The following is a 23,079-nucleotide window of genomic DNA, read 5'->3' as shown; positions in this document are numbered from 1 at the left end:
AAAAACGCGGCTGTCGTGCTTGGGTTCCCGATGCCGGGAGATAGCGTCGGCGATGTCGAGGCAGCCGAGGTCGTAGAAAGTGCAGTTCTGATTGATGAAGACATCACGCCCGACGCGGATTTCGTCCCCGCCGGTGCCGTCTCCATCGGACATCGGTGGTTTTCCCGGCATCGCCTCAGCCGGCGATCTCGATATCCGTGCTGAAGGGGGCCGTCTTGCTCGAGTTCTCGTCATGCATGACGAAGTCGCACCGGTATTTGCCGGCCGGCAGGCCGTCGAGGGAGAGGTCGAGTTTGAAGAACAGTTCGCGATTGTGCGAGCGAGAGGCGATCTGAACACGGCCGACCTTCTCCATTGTGCCGAGCGTTTCGCCGGCTGCCGACACGACGGTGATGTCGACAGAGAGCGCGATCATGCTGTTGCCGAGGCCGTCCTTGCCGTAGCCATAGCCGACCGGCTCCATGTACAGCACGATTTTCTCGCCGGGCTTGTAGATGTGGTTGGCGCGCTCGCTGTAGATACCGAAGCCGGAGGCCGTGTCGACTTGCTTGACGTTCAGGACGCCAAGCGGCATCGCTTGCCAGAGCGCTTCCTGGGCGCTGCTGAATTTCTCCAGCGCACCGGCGCCATCACCCGACTGGAGCAGCTTCTCGGCCTCGGCCGCCCGATCGCTGATCTCGCCCGCGAAAGCCGCCGGCACAGAGACCGCCAGCGCCAAAAGACCTGCCATGATTGACTTCATCTGATTCCCCTATCCTGTCCGCGGATGACCATCAGCGAAAACCATGGCAGCGTAAACGGTCATTCCAGCCATCGAGGCGATCATATCCGGGGCACTTCCCAGATCTCGCCGGGCCGCAAGGCGCGAAAGCGCTCCTGTGGGATGCCTCGGCCGTCCAGCGCCTCGGCCAGCTTCCGCACCGGTTCGTCGAACGGCTCGTCGGTGAGCTGGAACGTGCCCCAATGGCAGCCGGCGGCGAAGGCCGCGTTGCACAACGACATGCCCTGGACCGCTTCCTCGGGGTTCTGGTGCTGCGGCGCCATGAACCAGCGCGGCTCGTAGGCGCCGATCGGCAGGATGGCGAAGCGGAAGCCGCCATGCCTCTCCGCCATCAGCCGGTAGTTGATGCCGCCGTGGAAGCCGGTATCACCGGCGAAATAGATTTTTCCGCCAGGCGTCTCGATGACGAAGCCGGCCCACAGCGCCATGCGCCGGTCGCGCGCCCCGCGCGCCGACCAGTGATGCGCGGGCTCGACGTGGATAGCGGTGCCGTCGGAGACATCGACCCTGTCGCCCCAGTCATGCGCGGAAAGCCGCGTCCCGGGCACCGCGGCGGCGATGATGGCATCGTTGCCGAGCGGCGTCACCACCAGCGGATCGTGCTTCTCCTGCAACTGCCTCAGCGTGGCAAGGTCGAGATGGTCATAGTGGTTGTGGCTGACCAGCACGAGGTCGATCGCCGGTAGATCGCCAAGGGCGATACCCGGCGGATTGACGCGCCTGGGTCCGGCAAAGGAGAACGGCGATGTGCGCTCCGACCAGACCGGATCGGTAAGGATGTTCAGCCCGGCTGTCTGGATCAGCAAGGTCGAATGGCCGACCATGGTCACGACCAGATCGGCGCCTTCGACCGCCGCCGCCGGCTTAGCCTGCGCAAAGGGGCTCGGGCTGGCAGCCGGCCATTTCGAGCGCTGGCCGCTGAACTGCCATTTCAGCAGATCCTTGAAGGGGCCGGGCATCCGGCCGCCGGGATTGAAGAACAGGCTGCCGTCGAAATGGTCGCTGGGCGGGCCGCTGTAGTAGCGGTTGGCGGCTTTCTTTCTGGCGGCCAAGGTCTGCGCTCCGGCGGGTTTCGGTGAACTCTTTGTTTTCACTCAATTCCCAGGGGGAAAGTGCTGCGCGTTTTCCCGGGGAAATCGCCACACACCTTTCCTGGAATTGGCCATAGACATAAGCCCTGACGCGGCTGGCGCAAGCGTTTGCCGGCCGAAGGCCAAGGGCGGCAAGGCGGTCTCGGCTAGGATCGCGGCATCAGGAGGAAGACGCCATGGCGATGAAGCGGACCAAGACACCCTGGATGAAGGCCGAGGATTTCGGCCGCTCGCTGCCGCGCGGCATCGGCGTCAATCTGCTGGTATCGGACATGGCGGCGATGGAAGCCTTCTGCGGTGACGTGCTTGGCGCCCGCATCGTCTATGCCGACGAGGATTTCGCCGCGCTCGAGCTTCTGGGATCGGTGTTCATGCTGCATGCGGACCATTCTTATCTCGACAATCCCATGACGGGCTCCATCGCGGGTACGGAGACGCGCGGTGCCGGCATCGAACTGCGTCTCTATGGCGCGGAGCCCGACGCGATCGAGGCGGCGGCGCTGGAGCATGGCCACATCGTGCTGGCCGGCGCGATCGACAAGCCGCATGGTCTGCGCCAGTGCTATATCGTCGGACCGGACGGATATGTGTTCGTGCCGAGTGCGCCGCTCGCCGGGTGAGTGCGATAAATTTGCAACAATTCATACCACAAACCCTATTTTAACCATATCGGGTTGAAATTTCGCCACCTTCTCCATCTTGGTGGAGGTGAGATTGCGCGGACGGTTTCCCCCCAGCCGGATCCGACGGAGGTTGTAATGAATTTTTCGAAAGGCGGCCTGGTGGCCGTATCCCTGGCGGCACTCGTTGCGAGCGGCTGCTCAACCTCACGCTTCTCGTCGATGGACGACCAGCAACCGGCGCCGCTGCAGCCAGCCCCCGCTGGCCAGGTGAGTTCCAACCAGCTGCCGCCGCCGGCCTCACCCGGCACCACCGACCCGTCGCGGTTCCCGACCGCGCCGGCTAACACGCAAGTTGCTTCGCTGCCGCCGGACGGCGCGGCGCCCGCGGGTGCCGCCGATCTCAGCGCGGCGGCCGTCGCCGGTGTCTGGAACGTCAGCGTCTCCGGCCAGAGCTGCAAGGTGGCGACGCCGCAGACCAAGTTCGGCGCCGGTTTCCGCGCCGGGCCGCTGCATTGCCCGGCGCCGATCGACGGCATCAAGTCGTGGAACGTCGCCGGCAAGCAGCTGACGCTTTATGACGAGAATGGCGGTTCGCTGGCGCGGCTCTATTCGTCGGGCGGCTCGAAATTCGACGGCCAGACTTCCAACGGGCAACCGATCTCGCTTACGAGGTAGGAGATGCCGACATTCAGGTGATGCCGGCGGCGTGACCTCAATCTCGGCGCACCCTTTCTCTGGGCATCCTGCTCTGAACAATGACGTGATCGATGCATCTGCGTGACGGCCTTCAGACCCATCCGACCGTCCGGCAGCGCTACGACCATCTGGTGGTATCAGGCGCGATCGAGCGCGATGCTGCGCAGGAAGCGATCGCCGCCGCGCTCGACCGGCTGACCGTCGAGATCTCGGCCAAGCGGCTGGCGCACAAGTCCAGTGCACTGGGCTGGCTGTTTGCGCGCAAGCGCGAGACGCATGAAGCTGTCAAGGGCCTCTACATCCATGGCGGCGTCGGCCGCGGCAAGACCATGCTGATGGACATGTTCTTCGAGCTCCTGCCGGTCAGGCGCAAGCGCCGTGTGCATTTCAACGACTTCATGGCCGATGTGCAGGACCGTATCCAGAAACACCGGCAGGCGCGCAAGGAAGGCACGGTCAGGGAAGACGATCCGATCCCGCCGGTGGCCAAGGCGCTCGCCGAGCAGGCCTGGGTGCTGTGTTTCGACGAGTTCTCGGTCACCGACATCGCCGACGCCATGATCCTGTCCAGGCTGTTCTCGGCACTGTTTGCCAACGGGGTCGTACTGGTGGCCACCTCGAACGTGGCGCCGCAAGACCTTTACCGTGACGGGTTGAACCGCCAGCTTTTCCTACCGTTCATCGCCATACTGGAACGCCACGCGCAGGTGCTGTCGCTGGACAGCGACAAGGATTACCGGCTGGAAAAGCTCGCCCGTACGCCGGTCTATGTCACGCCGGCCGATGCGGCGGCCGACCAGGCGCTCGACGAGGCCTGGCAGGCGATGACGCGCGGTGCGCCGACGGCCGAGACCTCGCTGACGCTGAAGGGACGCAAGGTGGTGGTGCCGGCCGCCGCTGGTGACGCGGCGCGTTTCACCTTCGCCGACCTTTGCGAAAAGCCGCTCGGCGCGCGCGATTACCTGGCGATCGCCGGGCGGTTTTCGACTGTTTTCATCGACCGTGTGCCGGTACTGGGCGAAGGCAAGCGCAACGAGGCCAAACGCTTCATCCTGTTGATCGACACGCTTTACGACCATCATACGCGCCTGGTGGTGAGCGCCGAGGCGCCACCGCACGCGCTTTATGTGGCCAAGCGCGGCGTCGAGGTGTTCGAATTCGAGCGAACCGCATCGCGGCTGATCGAGATGCAAAGCCGCGACTGGCTGGAGAGCTGGGCGAAGCGCCGGCCGGGTGAAGGTACGGTCGGCCGACGCACGGCAGGCGCGGACACGGACGCCGCACCTTCACCTTCCTGAGCAGAGCCCAGGATTTACGGCGCTCATCGCGCCTTGGGATTATTTCTTGCCTCTCAACGTCTCCACGTCGGTCTTGCCGACATACCAGTCGCGGGCGTTGACTTCCTCGAAGACCACCCAGACATCGTCGTTGCTAAGCCCGGTGGCGTCCATGATGGCCGCCGTGACTTTCCTGGCGATGTCAGCCTTCTTGCCGGCCGGATCGGCGGCGATCACTTCCTTGACGATGCGGATGTTGACGAATGGCATGACGCCCTCCCCTTGAATTGTGTCTGATACCGCCGACATGCGGCTTCGAACTCCGCCCCGGCGAACCGCAGGATGGTGGCTGCGGAAGCCGCGGCGAAGCGGGCGCTGTGGCTACCCGCAAAACGGCCAATAAGGGACGCCAGAGAAGCGTTTCCAGCAGACTCAATAGGTCTTGGCCCCATTCACCATCAGCCGCACCGAATAAAGCGAGGTGGTGCCGGCGATGTAGAGACAGTTCAGCTTGGCGCCGCCGAAAACGCAATTGGCGGTCACCTCCGGCACCTTGACCTTGCCGATCAGCGTGCCGTCGGGATCGTAGCAATGGATGCCGTCGGCGGCACTCGTCCAGATGCGCCCATCGGCGTCGAGCCGGAAGCCGTCGAACAGTCCGGCCGTGCAGTCGGCGAACACCTTGCCTCCGGAAACCTTCTTGCCGTGCTTGCCGACGTTGAACACCCGCATATGCGCCGGGTTCTCGGCGCCATGCGTGCGGCCGGTGTCGACGACATAGAGCAGGCTTTCGTCGAGCGAGAAGGCAAGGCCGTTCGGCCTGACCATGTCGGTGATGACAGCCTCGATATCGCCCGTGTCGGGATCGACCCGGTAGACATGGCAGGCGCCGATTTCACTCTCGGCTTTGTCGCCCTCATAGTCGGTGTCGATGCCGTAGGTCGGATCGGTGAACCAGATCGAGCCGTCGGACTTCACCACCGCGTCGTTGGGCGAGTTCAGCGGCTTGCCCTTCCATTTGGCGGCGATGGTGGTGATCGAGCCGTCATGCTCGGTGCGGCTGACGCGCCGGCCCGAATGCTCGCAGGTGACCAGCCGGCCTTGCCGGTCGACGGTGTTGCCGTTGGAATTGCCGGAGGGCTGACGGAAGACACTGACGCTGCCGTCCGTCTCGTCGTAGCGCATCATGCGGTTGTTCGGAATGTCCGACCAGACGACATAGCGGCCGGCGGCGAACCAGGCCGGCCCTTCCGCCCACCGGCAGCCGGTGAACAGCTTCTCCACCTGCGCGTTGCCGTTGAACAGGCGCCCGAAACGCGGATCGAGAACTTCATAATAATCTGCGGCCGCCATGTTTCCTCCAGGCATCAGGTGACATTGGATCAAGCCAGCCCGCAATCGATCTGGCAAGACGGGGTAACGCTAATTTGTAAGACAAAATGGGAGGCGGCTCGCCTGCCGGCCCGGGCCGCGCGTCGTGCGGGAGCTTAGGAAGCCATTAACCGGCTATGCGCTGGCTGCAATGGTGCATTGCAACATCTTCTTTTTGCAACGCACCATTCCTATGTCATGATCCGTACCGATCAAGGGAGGAAGAAACGGCCGCGCCGAATGCGGCACAGAAGGAACCTTGCTATGATCTTCAACGACCTCGTGACCCGCGCTCGCACCAGCATCGCCAAGCGCAAGCACTACAATCGCCTCATCGCCGAAATCGACAGCTTCTCCAGCCGCGATCTGGCCGACATGCGCGCCGACCGTTCGGAAATGCTCTACCAGATCCACAAGCAGATCTACGGCTGAGCAACCCATCACGTTTGTCGTCCTCGGGTCGCCGCGACGGAGCTTCGCTCCTGCTCGCCCGTGGATGACGAAGGTGGGTCGGGCCTACTGAAAATTACGCCCTTTGGGCATGACCCTCTCCGCCTCTTCCGACAGCGTTGCGAGATCCCGTTCGTCTTTCAGCATCGCGGGCCGAATTGCGGGTTGGCCGGAGCGGTCCGAAGAATCGGCGGCCGGCAGTGCGGCCGCACCGACCTTCTCCAGCAGCACGGTCAGCCAGGGCGTCAGGTCCTCGATCTTCTCGGCGACGATATGGACGACACCTGATTCCGACTGCAGTTTTCCGGTGACCTTCACAAACCGGGCACCCATGACGATGGGCCGGAAACGGGTGAAGGTCCTTTCCCAGAAGATGACGTTGGCGACGGCCTTGTCGTCTTCCAGCGTGAGAAAGATCGCGTTGCCCTTGCCGGGGCGCTGGCGCACCAGCACCAGCCCGGCAACGGAGACCCGCCTGCCGTCGCGCACGGAAGGCAGGCTGGCATTGGGAGTGATGCCGGCGCGGTCGAGCCGCTCGCGCAGGAAGGCGACCGGATGCGCCTTCAGCGACAGGCCGAGCGAGCGGTAGTCATGGATGACATGCTCGCCGAGCGGCATTTTCGGCAGCTTCGTCTCGGGCTCCAGCTCGCGCAGGCTGAGCGCCGGCTGGTCGAACAGCGGCAGCTTCTCGGCGGCACTCTTGCCGTCGAGCGCGCGGACCTCCCATAGTGCCGCGCGGCGGTCGAGGCCGATGGAACGAAAGGCGTCGGCTTGCGCCAATTTCTCGATCTCGTCGACATTGAGGCCGGAGCGCAGCCAGACATCCCGGACCGTCGAGTAGCCGGCGCCGCGCCGCTCGACGAAAACCTCCATGCGTTCCTTGGAAAGTCCCTTGATCTGCCGGAAGCCGAGCCGCACCGCATGCTGAGTCTCGATGACACCGCGCATTTCGGCATGGCGCGGCAGGATGCGGGCCGGGTCGAAAAGCGCCTTTTCCAAAGTGCAGTCCCAGACGGAGAAATTGACGTCGACCTCGCGGATGTCGACGCCATGGTCGCGGGCGTCACGCACCAGCTGCGCCGGCTGATAGAAGCCCATCGGCTGCGAATTCAGGATCGCGGCGCAGAACACGTCCGGGTAGAAGGTCTTGAACCAGCAGGAGGCATAGACGAGCAGGGCGAAGGAGGCGGCGTGGCTTTCGGGAAAGCCATACTCGCCAAAGCCCTCGATCTGCTTGAAACAGCGCTCGGCGAAGTCCTTTTCGTAGCCTCGTCCTGTCATGCCGTCGATCATCTGCTGGCGATAATTGCCGATCGTGCCGGTGCGCTTGAAGGTGGCCATGGCACGGCGCAGTTCATCGGCCTTGCCCGGTTTGAAGCCGCCGGCGACGATGGCGATCTTCATCGCCTGCTCCTGGAACAGCGGCACGCCCAGCGTCTTGCCGAGAATCTCTTTCAGCTCCGCCTTGGGATATTCGGGTTTTTCCTTGCCTTGCCGCCGGCGCAGATAGGGGTGCACCATGTCGCCCTGGATCGGGCCCGGCCGTACGATCGCCACCTCGATGACGAGGTCGTAGAATTCGCGCGGCTTGAGACGCGGTAGCATCGACATCTGAGCACGCGATTCGATCTGGAAGACGCCGAGCGTATCGGCACGGCAGATCATGTCGTAGACACGGGAATCCTCCTTGGCGATCGTATCCAGGGTCAATGGCCTGCCATAATCGTCTCTCACGCCGTAATGGGTCTCGAGCAAAGTGAAAGCGCGCTGCAGGCAGGTCAGCATGCCGAGCGCCAGGATATCCACCTTGAGGATTTTCACCGAATCGAGATCGTCCTTGTCCCATTCGACCATCTTGCGCTCGTCCATCGCCGTCTTGACGATGGGGACGATCTCGTCGAGCCGGTCCCTGGTGATGACGAAGCCGCCGACATGCTGGGAGAGGTGGCGGGGAAAGCCCATGATCTCGTTGGCGCGTTCCATCACATGCCGTGACACCGGATCCCTGCGGTCGAGGCCGCCGGCCCTGGCTTCCTTCTCGCCGAGTTCCGAGGTCGACCAGCCCCAGATCGAGCCGGAGAGAGACGCCCTGACATCCTCCGAAAGGCCCATCGCTTTCGACACTTCGCGCAGCGCCGAACGGCCGCGATAGCTGATGACGGCGGCGGCGAGTGCCGTGCGTTTGGAGCTGTATTTCGTATAGATGTACTGCATCACCTCTTCGCGCCGTTCATGCTCGAAGTCGACGTCGATATCCGGCGGCTCGTTGCGTTCTTCGGAAATGAAACGCTCGAAGAGCGTGTCGATCTTGTCCGGCCCGACCTCGGTAATGCCAATGCAGAAGCAGATAATCGAATTGGCCGCGGAGCCGCGGCCCTGGCAGAGAATGCCTTCGCCTCGGGCGAATTTGATGATGTCATGGACGGTCAGGAAATAACGGGCGTAATTCAGCCGCTCGATCAGGGCGAGCTCTTCCTGGATTCGTTTTATCACGCTGGCGGGGATACCGCCGGGAAAGCGCCGGGCCGCACCTTCCCGAGCCAGTCGCTCCAGCTCCGCCTGCGGTCCGAGACCCGATTCCGTCGGCTCGTCGGGATAATTGTACTGAAGGTCGCCGAGCGAGAAGGTCAGCTCTTGCGCAAACCGCAGCGTCTCCGCCAGCGCTTGCGGATACCGGCGGAACAGGCGCGCCATTTCCAGCGGCGGCTTCAGATGGCGTTCGGCATTGGCGGTCAGTTCCAGCCCCACCTCGGCGACCGGAACATTGAGGCGGATCGCGGTCAGCACGTCCTGCAGCGGGCGCCGTTCGGCCGTGTGGTAGAGCACGTCGTTGGTCGCCATCAGCGGGATGCCGGTGCTCTCGGCGAACGCCGCCGCCTGCTCGATCCGGAAGCGATCATGGCCGGCATAACAGGGTGAGACGCCGAGCCGCAGGATCCTGCCGAAGCGATCCCTGAGTTCACGGAGCAAAGCCAGACTGTCTTGCGCGCCGGCCGCCAGATCGGGCAGGACCGCCAGCGACATCCGGTCCCCCCATTCGAGCAGGTCGTCGCGCCGGAGCAGGGTGGCGCCCTTTTCGGTCTCGTCACGCAGATTAGCCTGGGTGAGCATGCGGCACAGATGGCCCCAGCCCGCACGGTCCCTGGGATAGGCGAGAATGTCCGGCGTGCCGTCGCCAAAAACCAGCCGGCAGCCGGGATGGTAGGCAAGCTTTTCGACCTTGGCCTGCTGCCAGGCGCGCACCACGCCGGCGACGCTGTTGCGGTCGGCGAGCCCGACCGCGGAGAAGCCCATGAGCTTGGCCGCGACCACCAGCTCCTCGGGCTTGGAGGCGCCGCGCAGGAAGGAGAAATTCGACTGGATGCCGAACTCGGCATAAGGAATGACGGTCAGCGCGTTCATGCGAAGACCCCATGCATGAACCAGCGCGGCGGGGTTTGCGAGACGCCGCCGTAAAGGCCTTGCCGGTAGAGCCAGTAGCGGCGGCCACCGGCATCCTCGATGCGGAAATAATCGCGTGTCGACGCCGCCGCGTCGCCCGGCGCCTCGCGCCACCATTCGGCGGCGATGCGCTCCGGCCCTTCGGCGCGCGTCACACGGTAAAGCGCGCGGCGCCAACGAAAATGCAGCGGCGGTCCCTCCGGCATTTCGGTGGCCGGCACCTCGATGGGCTCGGGCGAACGGAACAGCCGGATCGGTCGTTCCGGCGGGAAGATGGTCATCGGCGCCTGCATCCTGTCCGGCTTCTTGGGTGGTGTGGTCCGGCGCGGGGCTTCGGTGAAGGGAATGACGGCGACGGCGCGTTCCGGCAGGTGGCTTTCCACGGGAACCGGCTGCAGAACCGCGCCCTCGCCGAGGCGGGCGCGGATACGGTCGGCGAACAGGGCGATGTCGGCGCCGTCATCGGCCGCTTCGCCGGTCAGATCGGCCTGCTGCATGTCGAAAGCGGCGACGGCCAGCACCGAGAGGCGCACCAGGTCGAAGCCAAAGCCGGCATCGATATGCTGCTCGAGTGCCGCCAGCCTTTCATGGAACAATTTCCGGATCAGCAAGGGTTCGCGCATCGGCCGCGAGGTGCCGAGCGCGATGCGGCTGACGGCGCCGTCGACGCGAAAAAGCAGCAGCGCCAGGCTCCTTGCGCCTTCGCCGCGGCGTTCCAGGTCGGTCTTCAAGGTCGTCGCCAGCATGCCCACCAGCCGTTCTATCTCCTCCGTCAGCGTGACGGGCTCGGCGAGATGACGCTCGACCGAAAGCGGCGCGACGGGAAGACGCGGTGAGATCGCCTCGTCGAGACGGCCAAGCGCCTGGTCGAGGCGCTGGAGCAGCAGGGCACCGAAGCGGCGGGCGAGCGGCGCGCGCGGTGCCGCCATGACGGCACCCGCCGTGCGCAGCCCCACGCTTTCCAGGCTGGTCCGGGTTTCCGGCGCTATGCGAAGGGCGGCCAGCGGCAAGGGGGCGAGCAAGGCTTCCTCCTCGCCTGATGGAACGATGCGGTCGCCGCAAAAGCGGGCCGCCGCCCAGGCTGCCCCGGGCGTGCCGGCAAGCCCGGCGCGGACGTCGAAACCCTGCTGGAAGAAGCGCGACAGGATTTCGTCCAGCATGGCGCGTTCGCCGCCGAACAGATGGGTGCAGCCGGTGACGTCGAGGAACAGGCCGTCGATGCCGTCCAGCGCCACCAGCGGCGTGTAGCGGTCGCACCAGTCGGCAAGGCCCTCGAGCAGGCGCCGGTCGGCCTCCGGATCGGCTTCGACGATGTCGATCGACGGATGCATGGCGCGCGCGTCGGCAATCCCCATGTCGCGCTTCAGGTGCAGCGCCTCAGCCCGCGCGTCGAGGGCCGAGATGCGCTGCGCGTTGCCCTGGCGATGGCTGATCACGAGCGGTGGATGAGATGGCTGCGGATGATCCGGCGGCCGGGAACGCCAGGATTTCCCCAGACGCTGCCGCAGGATCCTTTCTGTCGCGAGATAGGGAAACCACAGGGACAGGATTCTCTGCCCATTCGTTGCTTGCCCTGCGTCTTTCCTCGCCCCTTCTTTCGTCGAATCTGCGTTCATCGGGGTTCCACTCCAGTGTGAATTGTCCAGGCAGGGCCGTGCGGCTCTTGCCGATGCTGATGGTGAAGGCCGGGTGGCCGATCGAGCCGGCGAGCGGCCCGGCGACTGTTTCGCGCGGCACGGCCGGCGCCGACGCGACAATCAGACGAACAGGCGCCGCCGTCGGTTCGGGCTCGGCCGCTTGCCGCAGCAGGAACACCGGCCGGCCGGCACCTTGCGCCCGCGCATGCAGGCGGCGTGTCGCGGTCAGGTCCAGCCGCTGCGGATTGCCGCGGATCTCCAGGATGACGGCTGCAAGCGCGGTCATGCGGGCCGCCTCCTCGGCGATCCACAGCGCATCGACAAGCCTGGGCGCCTCGGAAAACAGCAATTGCTGGGGCTCGATGCCGAACGAGGCATGCAGCCCCCTGGCATAGGGAAAGCCGGCCTCATGGAAAATTTCCGATGTCCCGATCCACAGGATGGGCAGCCCCTGCGCCTGGTTGAGGATCAGGCTGACGATCGACAGAGCGAAACCGGCGACGGCGCCCGCATCGCGGGTTTCCAGGCCATGGATTTCGGTCAGGGCGGCTTTCGGCAGGCCGCCGCTGAGCGCGGCATCGAGCCGCTCGACGCCGATGGGCAGGAAAGCGTCCGGCAAGGCCGCGGCAAGCCCGCGCCGGACGATCGTCAGATCGCTGCCGGCGTCAGCATCAAGGGGCGCTCCAGCCGGCGCCTGCAGGCGCTCGGGCAGCGTTCCCTCGATCTTCGCGATCTGGCGGCGCAGGGCAAAAACAGTCTCCCGCGCCACGGCGGTCATCGCCATGACGGTCAGCTTTCACTCACGATTGTTCCTGTTATGTTCCTATAGATTCCAGAGGGGATCGGAAGAGTCAAGCAGGCTTATCAAGGAATTTATTCCTCTTCTTGCGCGACACCGGCGTACAGGCGTCATTTGCCTCGACCAGCGCGAACGCCTATATGCCGGGATCAAAGGACAAAGCATGGCCCGCATCTACAAGACCCGCACCTGGCATGGTGAACTTGCGCCCTCGATGGAGGAATTGGAGTTCCTGGCCCTGGAGGCCTACGCCCACCTGCCGGAGGATTTTCGCAAGCTGACCGGCGAGATCGTCATCCAGATCGCCGAATTCCCGACCGACGAGATCATGGACGACCTGTCGCTGGAAACGCCGTTCGACCTGCTCGGCCTGTTCGAGGGGCGCGGCATCGCCGAACGCTGGAACCCGCAGACAGGCGAAGGCCCGAACCGCATCACGCTCTACCGCCGCGCCATGCTCGACTACTGGGCCGAAAACGAGGAAACGCTGGGCGACATCGTCACCCACGTACTGGTCCACGAGATCGGCCACCATTTCGGCCTGTCGGACGATGATATGGAGAAGATCGAAGAGGCGGCTGAATAGCCCGTACCTTCGTCTTCCTGCTCTATGCCGCTTCGCTTCTTGCTTCGCCCTAGGTGACGAAGAGAGAGGTTACCGCGCTTCCCTTCTCAGTCGATATCCCTAACCATGTTGGTCTCAGCATGGTCGGTGAGCCGCCGCTATGGTCATCGATTGGCCGGATCACCGCCTTGCGCAATTATACAAGTTTTGATATAAATCCACCAATGCCAGTAACAAAGCGCTTAGAGTTTCTCGGAGATTCTCTTGCCCAGCTCCGGGATTTTCCAGAGGCGGCACGCAAGGAAACGGGCGTTCAGCTGCATAAGGTGCAGCTCGGACTGGAGCCAAGCGACTGGAAGCCGATGACGACGGTCGGCCCAGGTGTGCGGGAAATCCGCGTCCGCGACGCCACCGGCGCGTTCCGGGTGCTTTACGTCGCGAGCATAGGCGACGCTGTCTATGTGCTGCACGCCTTCCAGAAGAAGACGCAACAGACAGTGAAACGAAACTTGGATCTTGCCGCATCCCGGTTCAGACAAATCTAGTGGAGGTAAGTACGATGAACCGCCAGAGTTTTGAAAACGTGTGGGACGCGCTGGAGGAGACTCCGGCCGAGTCCGCCAACATGACCATGCGCTCCAACTTGCTGATCGCTATCGAACAGCGGGTGCGGAGTTGGGACGTTACCCAGGCCGAAGCAGCCAACCGGCTCGGGATTACCCAGCCACGCCTTAGCGACCTCCTGCGGGGCAGGATCACGAATTTCAGTCTGGATACGTTGATCAATCTTGCCGCGCTGGCCGGACTTACCGTGCGTCTTGATATTGTCGAGGCCGCCTGATGCTCTCCTTGCCAGCGGCTACCAGTCGCTGAGCTTCGTATCCGGCCCGTATTCCTGGCCATCGACATCCTTCACCACGGCCTGGCCGCAGCGCATGGTCTTGGTCTTCTTGTCGTAGGCGTAGGTCGGCGAGCCGAACAGGTGCCAGCCCTTGTTCAGCGCCGCCGTCACCTTATGGCAGAAGCTGGCGTCGTCCGGGGCGGTGAGAAAGCGGTAGAGTTTCATCGTTCAATTCCTGTCGTGTATCCCAAATCGGCGAATATCATGCGCCGATGGCGGCCGCTTTCGCCAGAAGTTTCTCGGCTTGCGCCAAGTGCAACCGCTCGACCATCCTGCCATTCAGCGCGATGACCCCCTTGCCACTGTTTTGCGCAAGCGCGAAGGCATCCTTCACCGCGCGCGCCTCGGCCAGCGCCTGCGCCGACGGAGCGAAGGCACGGTTGGCCGCCTCGACCTGCGATGGATGGATCAGCGTCTTGCCGTCGAAGCCCATGGCGGCTGCCTGCGTGCACTCACGCGCGAACGCATCCGGGTCGCGGAACTCGTTGAACACCCCATCGAGCATGTCGATCCCGCCGGCGCGTGCCGCCAGCAGCATCTGCATCAGCCATGGCAGCAGATAGGCGCGATCCGGCGTCGCCAGCACGCCGGTATCCTTGATCAGGTCATTCGTTCCGGCGATGAAACAATCCAGGCGTGAGGCGGGGTCGCGGCCGAGTTCGGCGATGGCGCCGATGTTGAGCATGGCCTTGGGCGTCTCGATCATCGCCCATAGTTTCACGCTGTCCGGGGCAAAATTATCGTCCAGCACATCGCCGACTTCGAGCACGTCACGCGGCGTGTCGACCTTCGGCAGCAGGATGCCGTCCGGCTCCGCCTTGGCCACGGCCGCAAGATCGTCAGTGCCCCATTCGCTGGACAGCGCATTGACGCGCACCACCATCTCGCGTCGCCGGCCATTGGCATCAGGGCGGTTGGCGAAAATGCCGGCCAGTTTTTCGCGCGCGGCGATCTTGTCGGCAGGGGCGACGGCGTCCTCGAGGTCGATGATGACGGCGTCGCAGGCAAGCTGCGCGATCTTGGCCAGCGCCTTGTCGTTGGAGGCCGGGACATAGAGCACGGAGCGGCGCGGGCGGTAGATTTCGGTCATGCCAAATCTATGCCGTGTGTGATTGGTCGAGGCAAGCCGCCAGCTCTGCACGAAAACTGCACGCGCCTGCCGAAAACCTCCTCCGATCCGCCGCATCGCTTTCCTGCAGGCCTGCGAGACAGGCGGCATGCACAAGCGAGCAAAACCCCGTCTGCCTTACCGGCTGCGCAGCGAAGGCTGGTGGCTGGTCGACCCGCAACGCGCCAACCCCGCTGCAATTCCCATCCCATTTGTCCGCAAGAGCCCGCCGCCATGGCGAAGGAACGCCATCAGGAAGATCAGGCCGTGACCTCTTTCTTCCGCGCCGCGCCAAGCTATTGCAGCCGCTTCGGCGTCGCCGTGCTGCTGGTCGCGCTCGCCGATTTCCTGTTCTACGGCCAGCCCGCCGGGATCACGGTTTTGCTGTTCGCCACGCTGATTGCCGCCACGGTGATTGCCGTGCATCCCGCCGCCTTCAGCGACGGCAAGGTGTGGCTCAAGTCGGCCGCCTTGCTTGTCGCGCTGTCGCCGCTCGCCGAGACTGTCAGTCCCTTGTCCGTCTCGATCGCCCTTGCCGCGCTGGTGGCGTTCGCGCTTTCGCTGAGCGGCCGGCCGCGACACCGCACGGCGCGCATTGCCGGCCAGATCGTGCTGTTCGGACTGGCGGCGCCGTTCCGGTTCCTCGGCGATTTTCTCCAGTGGCGAAGAGCGGCGCGGCGGTTCGGCGGACATCGCATAAGGCTGGCGGCAATCGCGGTCTGGGTAATGCCGCTGACGCTGGGCGCGGTCTTCGTCGCCCTTTTCGGTGCCGCCAATCCGGTCATCGAAGACTGGCTGTCGCTGATCGACGTCTTCAAGCTGCTCGACCTGATCCAGCTGACGCGGATTGCCTTCTGGCTATTCGTGCTTGCCGGCGTCTGGGCCTTTCTGCGGCCACGCCTGCCGCGCTTTCAGCGCCGCATCGCCAGGCCAAATCACCCTCCTGCCGATGCCCAGCCAGCGGCCGACAGGCACGCCGTCGAGGATATCGTCTTCGGCAAGGCCGCCATCCTGCGCGCGTTGATCGTCTTCAACATTCTGTTTGCGCTGCAGAGCGGGCTCGACGCCACCTATCTGTGGGGCGGGGTCGCGCTTCCCGATGGTTTGAGCTACGCCGCCTACGCGCATCGCGGCGCCTATCTCTTGATCGCCACCGCGCTGCTGGCCGCCGGTTTTGTCCTTGCGGCGCTGAGGCCCGGCAGCGAAACATCGGCCGACCCGCTCATCCGTCGGCTGGTCTATGCCTGGGTGGCGCAGAACATCATGCTGGTCGTCTCGTCGATCCTGCGGCTCGACCTCTATGTCGGCATCTATGCGCTGACCTACTGGCGCGTCGCCACTTTCGTCTGGATGGGACTGGTGGCGGCCGGCCTTGCGCTGATCATCGCCCGTATCGCGCTCGGAAAATCCAGTGAATGGCTGCTCTCCGCCAATCTTCTGACGTTATCCCTAACGCTTTATGCCTGCTCTTTCATCAACTTCGCAGCCATGATCGCCACCTATAATGTCGACCATTCCCTCGAAATGAGCGGCCAAGGCATCCCGCTCGACGCCTGGTATCTCCGCTCGCTCGGGCCGGACGCGTTTCCAGCGCTCGATCGCATCTTCGATCGTCAGCGCGGGACGGCCAATGCCGGTGCCGTCGGCGAACTGGCAAGGTTGCGCGGTGTCGATGAAGGCTGGTATCGCAGCCTGCAGGAAAACTGGCGAAGCTGGAGCTTCCGCGACTGGCGCCTGCTTCGCTATCTCGACAACAGGCGGCCTATTGTTCCCAGCGTCGCAGAACCCGTGCCGGATCGCTAATCCATGCCGCATCACATCCTCGTCGCCGACGACGACCCGCATATCCGCGAAGTGATCTGCTTCGCGCTGGAAAAGGCCGGCATGAAAACGGCTGCCGTCTCCGATGGCGCCGCCGCCCTGCAGGCAATCGAACGAAGCACACCCGACCTTGTCGTGCTCGACATCGGCATGCCGGAGATGGACGGGCTGGAGGTCTGCCGGCGGCTGCGTCACACATCAGACGTGCCGGTGTTGTTCCTGTCCGCGCGCGACGAGGAGATCGACCGCATCCTCGGGCTCGAAATGGGTGGCGACGACTATGTCACCAAACCGTTCAGCCCGCGCGAACTCGTCGCCCGTGTCAACGTCATCCTGCGCCGCGCCCGTCCGGCGGCGCCGGAACCGGCCGACGACAGGCAGTTCGCGCAGGGAAAGCTCACCCTGGCGCCGGCCAGCCACGCGGCCGCCTTCGACGGCAAGCCGCTCGTCCTGACGGCGATCGAGTTCTCGATCCTGAAAGGGTTTCTGGCGCGGCCCACCCATGTGCTCGACCGCGAGGCGGTGATGGCCAATGCCTATGCCGGCAAGATCCATGTCGCCGACCGCACCGTCGACAGCCATATCCGTAATATCCGGGCCAAGCTGGCGGCCGTGGGGTGCCCGGAGGTCATCGAGACCGTGCACGGCGTCGGCTTTCGGCTCGGCCGATGCGGCTGACGACATCAAGCAAGTCGATTGGCAGCAAATGGATCGGCCGCAAATGGCGGCCGCGCCTCGCCACGGTCGTCGTCGCCATCCTGATCCTGGTGATGTCCCTGCCGCTGGTCGGCCTGTTCTTCTTCCGCCTCTACGAGAATCAGCTGATCCGCCAGACCGAGGCGGAACTGATCGCACAGGGCGCGGCCATCGCCGCCATCTATGCGCAGGAGGTCCGCGACGCCGGCATTTCACCGGAAAAGCTTGGCGTGGCGATGCCGCCAGCCAATGGCTATGCGAGCCGAGGCGCCAATCTCGATTCGCCCTATCGGCCGATCGAGCCGCGGCTCGATCTCGCCTCGGACTACGTGCTTGCGACCCGGCCGGCGGGGATCCCCACCACGGTCGATCCCGCTTTCGCCACGATCGGCGCGCGGCTGGCGGGCATTCTCGACGCGACGCAGAAGACCACACTGGCCGGCTTCCGGCTGCTCGATCCCCAGGGTGTGGTGATTGCCGGGCGCGACGAGACCGGGCAGTCGCTTGCCGGGGTCGAGGAGGTGCGCGCAGCACTTGCCGGACGCTATGCCAGCGCGCTCAGGCTGCGCATCCCCAACCAGCCGGCGCCGCCGCTCTATTCGGTCAGCCGCGGCACCAAGGTGCGCGTCTTCGTCGCTTTGCCGGTGGCCGTCGACGGCAAGGTCGCCGGCGTGGTCTATGTCTCGCGGACGCCCAACAACATCATAAAACATCTCTATGGCGAACGCGGCAAGGTGACGGCGGCGGCGATCGCCATTCTCGGCGGCACGCTGCTCATCGGCCTCGTCTTCCTGCGCACCGTCAGCCGGCCGATCTACGCGCTCATCGACCGCACCCAGCGCATCGCCGCCGGCGAGCGCGACGCGATCCGGCCTCTCGACCACCATGGCACGCGAGAAATGGCGGAGCTTTCCGCCGCCTTTCTCGACATGGCCGAAAAACTGCAGGCGCGCTCGGACGCCATCCAGACCTTCGCCACCCATGTCTCGCATGAACTCAAATCGCCGCTGACGGCGATCCAGGGCGCGGCCGAACTGCTGCGCGATTCAGGCAGCGCGATGGACGATGACGAGCGGCGGCGCTTCTCCGACAATATCGTCACCGATGCATGGCGGCTCAACCTTTTGGTCCGGCGGCTGCTCGACCTGGCGCGGGCCGAAAACCTCGCACCCAGCGGCGAGAGCACCTCGGTCGGCGCGGCGCTGGCCCTGCTTCCCGTCGACACCAGGCTGGCGGTTGAAGTCAAGGCCGGTGGCGACCTGGCCTTGCGCATCTCGGCCGAGAACGCGGCGATCGTGCTTGCCAATCTCATCGACAATTCCGCCAGGCACGGCGCGACGCTGGTTTCGATCACCGCCGCAAGCGCCGGCGGCAAGGCGACCGTGCTGGTCGGCGACGACGGCGCCGGCATCTCGCCAAGCAACCAAGCGCGCATCTTCGAGCCGTTCTTCACCACGCGACGCGATACGGGCGGCACCGGCATGGGGCTTGGCATCGTGCTGGCCCTCCTGAAAGCGCATGATGGTACGATCCGGCTGGTTGACTCCGAGCGCGGCACGCGCTTCGAGATCACTTTGCCGGTCGCGTAGATTGCGAACGGCGGATCGGAGAAAAAAGTGCGCTACGACATCGTCATCATCGGCGGGGCCATCGTCGGGTCCTCGATCGCCTACTATCTGCGCGAGGAAGGGTTTTCCGGCTCGATCGCGCTGATCGAGCGCGACCCGCAATTCGCCCATGCGGCGACGACGCTGTCCATGGCCTCGATCCGCCAGCAATTCTCCATTCCGCAAAACATCCGCCTGTCGCAGTTCACGCTGAAACTGTTTCGGCGGCTGAAGGAAGAATTCGGCACCGACGCCGATATCGGTTTTCGCGAGGGCGGCTACCTCATCCTTGCCGGCGAGGCCGGGCTGCCGATCCTGAAAGCCAACCACGAAGCGCAGGTCGCCGAGGGCGCCGACATCCTGCTCGAGGACGCCGACCAGCTGACGCGCCGCTTCCCCTGGCTGTCGGCCGAAGGCATCACCGCCGGCGCCTATGGCCGGACCGGCGAGGGCTGGTTCGACGCGCATGCGATGCTGATGCTGTTTCGCAAGGCGCTGCGGCAGAAGAAGATCGACTTCATCAGCGCGTCGGTCACCGGCGTCGAGCGGCAGGGTGACCGCGTCACCGGCGTCAGCCTCGACAATGGCGATCGGCTCGAGGCCGGCACCGTCATCAATGCCGCCGGGCCGAATGCTGGCAAGGTCGCCGCCCTTGCCCAGCTTTCGCTGCCGGTCGAGCCGCGCAAGCGCAACGTCTTCGTGTTCGACGCGCGGGACAAATTCACTGACATGCCATTACTGGTCGATCCCTCCGGCATCTATGTCAGGCCGGAAGGCTCGGTCTACCTCACCGGCGGCGCCGAGCCGGAAGAGGGCGACGGCCCGGCCGACCCCGGGGACTTCGACGTCGACTGGCCGCTGTTCGAAGAGGTGATCTGGCCGGTGCTGGCAACCCGCATCCCGGCCTTCGAGGCGATCAAGGCGACGCGCGCCTGGGCCGGGCACTACGACTACAACACGCTGGACCAGAACGCCGTGATCGGCCCGCACCCGCAAGTGACGAATTTCCTGTTCGCCAACGGTTTCTCCGGCCATGGCCTGCAACAGGCGCCGGCGGTCGGCAAGGCGCTGGCCGAACTGATCGTGCATGGCGGCTACCGGACGATCGACTGCTCGGCATTTGGCTACGCGCGCGTCGCCGAAGGGCGGGCCTTCCGGGAATTGAATGTGATTTGAGGTCAGGGGCTGCCTCGCGGGTTTGCCAGGCGCTCAGTTTCTTCGTCATTCCAGGGCGGAGCAGGAGCGAAGCGACGTCGCGGAGACCCTGGAATCCATGCCGTTACCGTTGTCGTAGTGTTCTAACGGCGCAGAACGAAGGGGGTGCCGATTGGCGCGTATTGTCGCGACAAGTCGACGTCGCGGCATGGATTCTAGGGTCTGCGCGACGTCGCTGCGCTCCTTGCTTCGCCCTAGAATGACGAAGTCTGGGCGTCAACCTTGAGCGCGTTGCCCAGCGCATTGCCTCCGGCCGTGTTGTCGAAGATTCCCCAGACCTCGGCACCCGAAGCGGCCGCCGCCTCGACTTGCCGGCTGAATCGGTCGAGGCTTTCAGCATCGTAGTCGGAGTAGTAGACGCGCGGCGCGCCGTGCCAGCGGAAATAGGCGATGCCGGGCCAGCCGCCCGGCATCGCCGCAGGTGGCACCGGAGCGGGATCGGCGGCAACGCGCGCGATCCGGCGATCGGCCAGAAGCGCTTCAGCCTCTGCTTCGAACCAGCTGGGATGGCGCGGCTCGCAGACCAGCCTAGTTTCGGTTCGGGTGCCCACCATGTCGAAGAAAGCGCTCGCGACATCGGGCTCGAAGGGCAGGCTCGGCGGCAGCTGCACCAGAAGCACGCTGAGCTTTGCGCCGAGACCTTCGACCTCCTGGAGAAAGCTTTGCAAAATTTCGTTGCAGTCCACGAGACGGCGCTCATGGGTGATCGCCTTCGGCATCTTGACGGCGAAGCGGAAGTGCTGCGGCACGGCGTGTGCCCAGCGTTCGTAAGTCTCGCGACGGTGCGGCTTGTAGAAGGACGTGTCGATCTCGACGATCGGAAAGTGCCGGGCGTAGCGTTCGAGATGCGATCCGGGTTGCGGGAAATTATTCTTGTATCGTGTCGGAATGCCCCAGCCAGCCGTGCCTATGAAACATGCCTGTTTTCCCATGCATGGGATGTGGACCAGAACAGGCGTGGGTCAAGGCGTGCGGAGGGGCGTGACGTCGCTCCGCACGCCGATCAGGCCGCAGCCAGCCTTCCAGCCTCGACATGCGCCTGCAGCCAGGCCAGCACCCGGGCCCAGTCCTCGGCATGTTCAGCCGCCGCCTCTTGCCGCCCGCCAAAGCCGCCATGGCAGATGGTGACGCGCGTGCCGTCGGCGATAGGCTCCAGCAGCCAGGCGACCCTGGTTTGCCGCCGGCCAAGCGTGGGATGGTCCCAGCCATGGGCCCACGTCTGCACGATCCGGCGCGGTGTTTCGATTTCGAGGAATTCGCCGCCGGCCGGCAGGTCCCTACCGCCGGCCGTGCGCACGACAACAGTCCAGCGGCCGCCGACGCGAAGGTCGGCCGACCAGTCGACCATCCGGTAGGTATCGGCTGACCCCCACCATTGCTCGGCTTCCTTGCCGACCAGCGCCTTGAAGACGCGTTCGGGAGGCGCGCCGATCTCGGCCGATGCCATGATCGTCTCGCCATTGGTCATGCTCCGCACCCTGAGAGCGTGCATCATCGATGCCTCCACGTGAAATTTGTTCCGCTAGCGAAACGAGTTCAAGCTTTCGATGGCGGACGCTCGAATCCCTTGCCGGTCTCGAGCAGGCTCTTCAGGCTGGCCAGCACCAGCGGCCAGCCTTTGGCGACATTGCCGATCAGCCTGTGCGGGCCGTCCGCCTCATGGGTGACGGCAAGTTTCATCAGCTCGCCGTCGGGCTCGATGGTGAAGGTGCAGCGCGTGTAGCCGTCTTGCCTGATCTCGGGCATCCATTCATTGCGCCATTTGATGACCAGGCGTCGTGGCGGGTCGATCTCGAGAATCTCGCCACTGTCGGCGACACGGCCGTCCGGGAAGATCAGCTTCCAGCTGGAGCCCACTTTCCAATCGCTCTCCTGATAGGAGCAGAGGAAAAACTGCCGGTTGAACTCCGGGTCGGTCAACGCCTCCCAGAGTTTCTCCGGCGTGGTGCGGATATAGGTCACGTAAACGAAGCTGTTGCTCATCAGTCTTCCCTTTCGAGGCGTTTCTTCAGATCACTCAATGCATCAAGCCGGTGGCGCTCGAATTTGCCGATCCAGCGTTCGGCGATCTCATTGATCGGAACCGGGTTGAGGTAGTGCTCCTTCCCTCGGCCCCGGCGGATGGTGGTGACGAGGTTCGCCTCTTCCAGGATCGCCAGGTGCTTGGTCACCGCCTGGCGGGTCATGGCCATCTCCGCGCACAGCGCATTGAGCGTCTGTCCGTTCCTGGCATGCAGGCTGTCCAGCAATTGCCGGCGTGTCGGGTCGGCCAGGGCGCGAAAGACGGCATCCATGCTCATGGCTTTAATATGCAACCATTTGGTTGCATGTCAAGCGACAAGGTCGCTCACCGTTGACGATGGATGGATCACAGAGGAAAAGTCAGCGCTGGCGGGAGATCCAGAAGGCGTCGGGCATGCGCTTCATGCCGATGCGTTCATAGAATCCGACAGCGTCGGGCATGGAAATCAGGCTGATGGCGACCGACGGTCCGAGCTGCCGGGCCACCTCGTCCATCAGTCCCTTGCCGATGCCCAGGCCTTGCGCCTTGGCCGAAACGGCAAGATCGCTGATGTAGCAGACCCAGGAAAAGTCGGTCAGGCAGCGGGCAACGCCAATCAGCGGCCTGCCTCCCATGTCGAGACCGGCCATGTCGAGACCGGCCCTGTCGAGGTGGGCCATGTCGAGACGGTCGGTCACGATCAGGTTGGCGCCCTCCAGCATCGCCTTCAGTCTTGCCTCGTCGTCGACGGGCCGGGCTTCGCCGAGACCGGATTCCACCAGCACGCGGCGGAATTCGGGAATGCCGAGCGCCGGTTCATGCGCATAGAGAACGTGGGAGTTTTCCACCATTGGACCAGACTGCACCATCGGGCGGTGAATTCGAAGCTGTTTTGCGCAGCGCCCTTGTGGCGGCGCGCACGAACAGTTGCCTTTTATTTGCCCGCGGCTTTGTGTAAACCGGGGCTCAGCAAATCCCCCCGCAACGAAAACACGGGC

Annotated in this window: 25 protein-coding genes; 11 read left to right on the top strand and 14 right to left on the bottom strand. The window is 64.4% G+C overall.

Going from position 1 to position 23,079, the window contains the following annotated elements; genetic code table 11:
• Nucleotides 1–175: 175 nt before the first annotated feature.
• Together FJW04_RS02955 and FJW04_RS02950 are read right to left on the bottom strand one after the other, a co-directional pair.
• On the bottom strand, nt 176–742 hold the full coding sequence (locus FJW04_RS02955; protein ID WP_015315000.1) for a hypothetical protein: 567 nt from the start codon (nt 740–742) through the stop codon (nt 176–178).
• 80 nt (nt 743–822) lie between these two features.
• Complete coding sequence (locus FJW04_RS02950) at nt 823–1,833, bottom strand: MBL fold metallo-hydrolase (protein ID WP_140618297.1); 1,011 nt, start codon at nt 1,831–1,833, stop codon at nt 823–825.
• Nucleotides 1,834–2,048: 215 nt separating this feature from the next.
• Between FJW04_RS02950 and FJW04_RS02945 the strand changes: the two genes are divergently transcribed.
• From FJW04_RS02945 to zapE, 3 genes are all read left to right on the top strand, one after another.
• Nucleotides 2,049–2,492, top strand: coding sequence for a VOC family protein (locus tag FJW04_RS02945; protein ID WP_140712247.1), 444 nt, complete (start codon nt 2,049–2,051; stop codon nt 2,490–2,492).
• A 138-nt stretch (nt 2,493–2,630) separates the two neighbouring features.
• On the top strand, nt 2,631–3,170 hold the full coding sequence (locus tag FJW04_RS02940; protein ID WP_015314997.1) for a protease inhibitor Inh/omp19 family protein: 540 nt from the start codon (nt 2,631–2,633) through the stop codon (nt 3,168–3,170).
• A gap of 92 nt (nt 3,171–3,262) precedes the next feature.
• Nucleotides 3,263–4,489 carry a cell division protein ZapE gene (gene zapE, locus FJW04_RS02935; protein ID WP_140712245.1) on the top strand — a complete coding sequence of 409 codons (1,227 nt, stop codon included), beginning with the start codon at nt 3,263–3,265 and terminating at the stop codon, nt 4,487–4,489.
• A gap of 39 nt (nt 4,490–4,528) precedes the next feature.
• Here the strand turns inward: zapE and FJW04_RS02930 are convergent, their stop codons facing one another.
• Both FJW04_RS02930 and FJW04_RS02925 read right to left on the bottom strand, forming a co-directional pair.
• A complete protein-coding gene (locus FJW04_RS02930) occupies nt 4,529–4,738 on the bottom strand; it encodes a 4-oxalocrotonate tautomerase family protein (RefSeq protein ID WP_015314995.1) in 210 nt (69 codons plus the stop codon).
• Between the two features lie 162 nt (nt 4,739–4,900).
• Nucleotides 4,901–5,821 (bottom strand): SMP-30/gluconolactonase/LRE family protein, encoded by a 921-nt coding sequence (locus FJW04_RS02925; protein WP_015314994.1) that lies wholly within the window; start codon nt 5,819–5,821, stop codon nt 4,901–4,903.
• A 282-nt stretch (nt 5,822–6,103) separates the two neighbouring features.
• On the opposite strand from FJW04_RS02925, the gene FJW04_RS02920 reads away from it, so the two are divergent.
• On the top strand, nt 6,104–6,271 hold the full coding sequence (locus FJW04_RS02920) for a hypothetical protein (protein ID WP_015314993.1): 168 nt from the start codon (nt 6,104–6,106) through the stop codon (nt 6,269–6,271).
• An 84-nt stretch (nt 6,272–6,355) separates the two neighbouring features.
• Here FJW04_RS02920 and FJW04_RS02915 read toward each other — a convergent pair whose 3' ends face one another.
• The 3 genes from FJW04_RS02915 to FJW04_RS30200 are packed head-to-tail and all read right to left on the bottom strand — an operon-like array spanning nt 6,356 to nt 12,151.
• On the bottom strand, nt 6,356–9,691 hold the full coding sequence (locus FJW04_RS02915) for an error-prone DNA polymerase (RefSeq protein ID WP_140712243.1): 3,336 nt from the start codon (nt 9,689–9,691) through the stop codon (nt 6,356–6,358).
• Nucleotides 9,688–11,166 (bottom strand): DUF6504 family protein, encoded by a 1,479-nt coding sequence (locus FJW04_RS02910; RefSeq protein WP_140618291.1) that lies wholly within the window; start codon nt 11,164–11,166, stop codon nt 9,688–9,690. The genes FJW04_RS02915 and FJW04_RS02910 overlap by 4 nt, the downstream gene beginning before the upstream one ends.
• Nucleotides 11,108–12,151 (bottom strand): hypothetical protein, encoded by a 1,044-nt coding sequence (locus FJW04_RS30200; protein WP_140712241.1) that lies wholly within the window; start codon nt 12,149–12,151, stop codon nt 11,108–11,110. The genes FJW04_RS02910 and FJW04_RS30200 overlap by 59 nt, the downstream gene beginning before the upstream one ends.
• A 178-nt stretch (nt 12,152–12,329) precedes the next feature.
• Between FJW04_RS30200 and FJW04_RS02900 the strand changes: the two genes are divergently transcribed.
• The 3 genes from FJW04_RS02900 to FJW04_RS02890 all read left to right on the top strand — a co-directional run bounded on the left by FJW04_RS02900 (nt 12,330) and on the right by FJW04_RS02890 (nt 13,572).
• The gene (locus FJW04_RS02900) at nt 12,330–12,752 is read left to right on the top strand and encodes a metallopeptidase family protein (RefSeq protein WP_140618287.1); all 423 of its coding nucleotides are present in this window, start codon (nt 12,330–12,332) and stop codon (nt 12,750–12,752) included.
• A 203-nt stretch (nt 12,753–12,955) separates the two neighbouring features.
• Entirely contained in the window at nt 12,956–13,276 is a 321-nt protein-coding gene (locus tag FJW04_RS02895; RefSeq protein WP_140660510.1) for a type II toxin-antitoxin system RelE/ParE family toxin, read from the top strand.
• Between the two features lie 14 nt (nt 13,277–13,290).
• On the top strand, nt 13,291–13,572 hold the full coding sequence (locus FJW04_RS02890; RefSeq protein WP_140712239.1) for an XRE family transcriptional regulator: 282 nt from the start codon (nt 13,291–13,293) through the stop codon (nt 13,570–13,572).
• A gap of 18 nt (nt 13,573–13,590) precedes the next feature.
• Here the strand turns inward: FJW04_RS02890 and FJW04_RS02885 are convergent, their stop codons facing one another.
• Nucleotides 13,591–13,797: a DUF1737 domain-containing protein gene (locus tag FJW04_RS02885; RefSeq protein WP_015314987.1), complete on the bottom strand. Its 207-nt coding sequence runs from the start codon at nt 13,795–13,797 to the stop codon at nt 13,591–13,593.
• A 37-nt stretch (nt 13,798–13,834) separates the two neighbouring features.
• On the bottom strand, nt 13,835–14,722 hold the full coding sequence (locus tag FJW04_RS02880; RefSeq protein ID WP_140712237.1) for a CoA ester lyase: 888 nt from the start codon (nt 14,720–14,722) through the stop codon (nt 13,835–13,837).
• Between the two features lie 285 nt (nt 14,723–15,007).
• Here FJW04_RS02880 and FJW04_RS02875 point away from each other — a divergent pair, with 285 nt between their 5' ends.
• The 4 genes from FJW04_RS02875 to FJW04_RS02860 are packed head-to-tail and all read left to right on the top strand — an operon-like array spanning nt 15,008 to nt 20,040.
• Nucleotides 15,008–16,543 carry a DUF4173 domain-containing protein gene (locus tag FJW04_RS02875; protein ID WP_140712235.1) on the top strand — a complete coding sequence of 512 codons (1,536 nt, stop codon included), beginning with the start codon at nt 15,008–15,010 and terminating at the stop codon, nt 16,541–16,543.
• 3 nt (nt 16,544–16,546) lie between these two features.
• On the top strand, nt 16,547–17,239 hold the full coding sequence (locus tag FJW04_RS02870; protein ID WP_140712233.1) for a response regulator transcription factor: 693 nt from the start codon (nt 16,547–16,549) through the stop codon (nt 17,237–17,239).
• The gene (locus FJW04_RS02865; protein ID WP_140712231.1) at nt 17,230–18,846 is read left to right on the top strand and encodes an ATP-binding protein; all 1,617 of its coding nucleotides are present in this window, start codon (nt 17,230–17,232) and stop codon (nt 18,844–18,846) included. Before FJW04_RS02870 ends, FJW04_RS02865 begins: the two co-directional genes overlap by 10 nt.
• A gap of 27 nt (nt 18,847–18,873) precedes the next feature.
• Nucleotides 18,874–20,040, top strand: a complete 1,167-nt coding sequence (locus FJW04_RS02860; RefSeq protein WP_015314982.1) for an FAD-binding oxidoreductase — start codon at nt 18,874–18,876, stop codon at nt 20,038–20,040.
• Nucleotides 20,041–20,273: 233 nt separating this feature from the next.
• On the opposite strand, the gene FJW04_RS02855 is transcribed toward FJW04_RS02860, so the two are convergent.
• From FJW04_RS02855 to FJW04_RS02835, 5 genes are all read right to left on the bottom strand, one after another.
• Nucleotides 20,274–21,011: a DUF72 domain-containing protein gene (locus FJW04_RS02855; RefSeq protein ID WP_140712229.1), complete on the bottom strand. Its 738-nt coding sequence runs from the start codon at nt 21,009–21,011 to the stop codon at nt 20,274–20,276.
• 71 nt (nt 21,012–21,082) lie between these two features.
• Nucleotides 21,083–21,574, bottom strand: a complete 492-nt coding sequence (locus tag FJW04_RS02850) for an SRPBCC domain-containing protein (protein WP_140712227.1) — start codon at nt 21,572–21,574, stop codon at nt 21,083–21,085.
• A 41-nt stretch (nt 21,575–21,615) separates the two neighbouring features.
• Nucleotides 21,616–22,062 (bottom strand): SRPBCC family protein, encoded by a 447-nt coding sequence (locus tag FJW04_RS02845; RefSeq protein ID WP_140660427.1) that lies wholly within the window; start codon nt 22,060–22,062, stop codon nt 21,616–21,618.
• A complete protein-coding gene (locus FJW04_RS02840; protein WP_140660426.1) occupies nt 22,062–22,379 on the bottom strand; it encodes a helix-turn-helix domain-containing protein in 318 nt (105 codons plus the stop codon). Before FJW04_RS02840 ends, FJW04_RS02845 begins: the two co-directional genes overlap by 1 nt.
• Before the next feature lie 82 nt (nt 22,380–22,461).
• A complete protein-coding gene (locus FJW04_RS02835; RefSeq protein WP_140712225.1) occupies nt 22,462–22,932 on the bottom strand; it encodes a GNAT family N-acetyltransferase in 471 nt (156 codons plus the stop codon).
• Nucleotides 22,933–23,079: the final 147 nt, after the last annotated feature.

The sequence above is a fragment of the Mesorhizobium sp. B2-7-3 genome, assembly GCF_006440715.1.
Lineage (GTDB): Bacteria > Pseudomonadota > Alphaproteobacteria > Rhizobiales > Rhizobiaceae > Mesorhizobium > Mesorhizobium australicum.
This window is presented reverse-complemented; position numbering and strand designations above follow the sequence as displayed.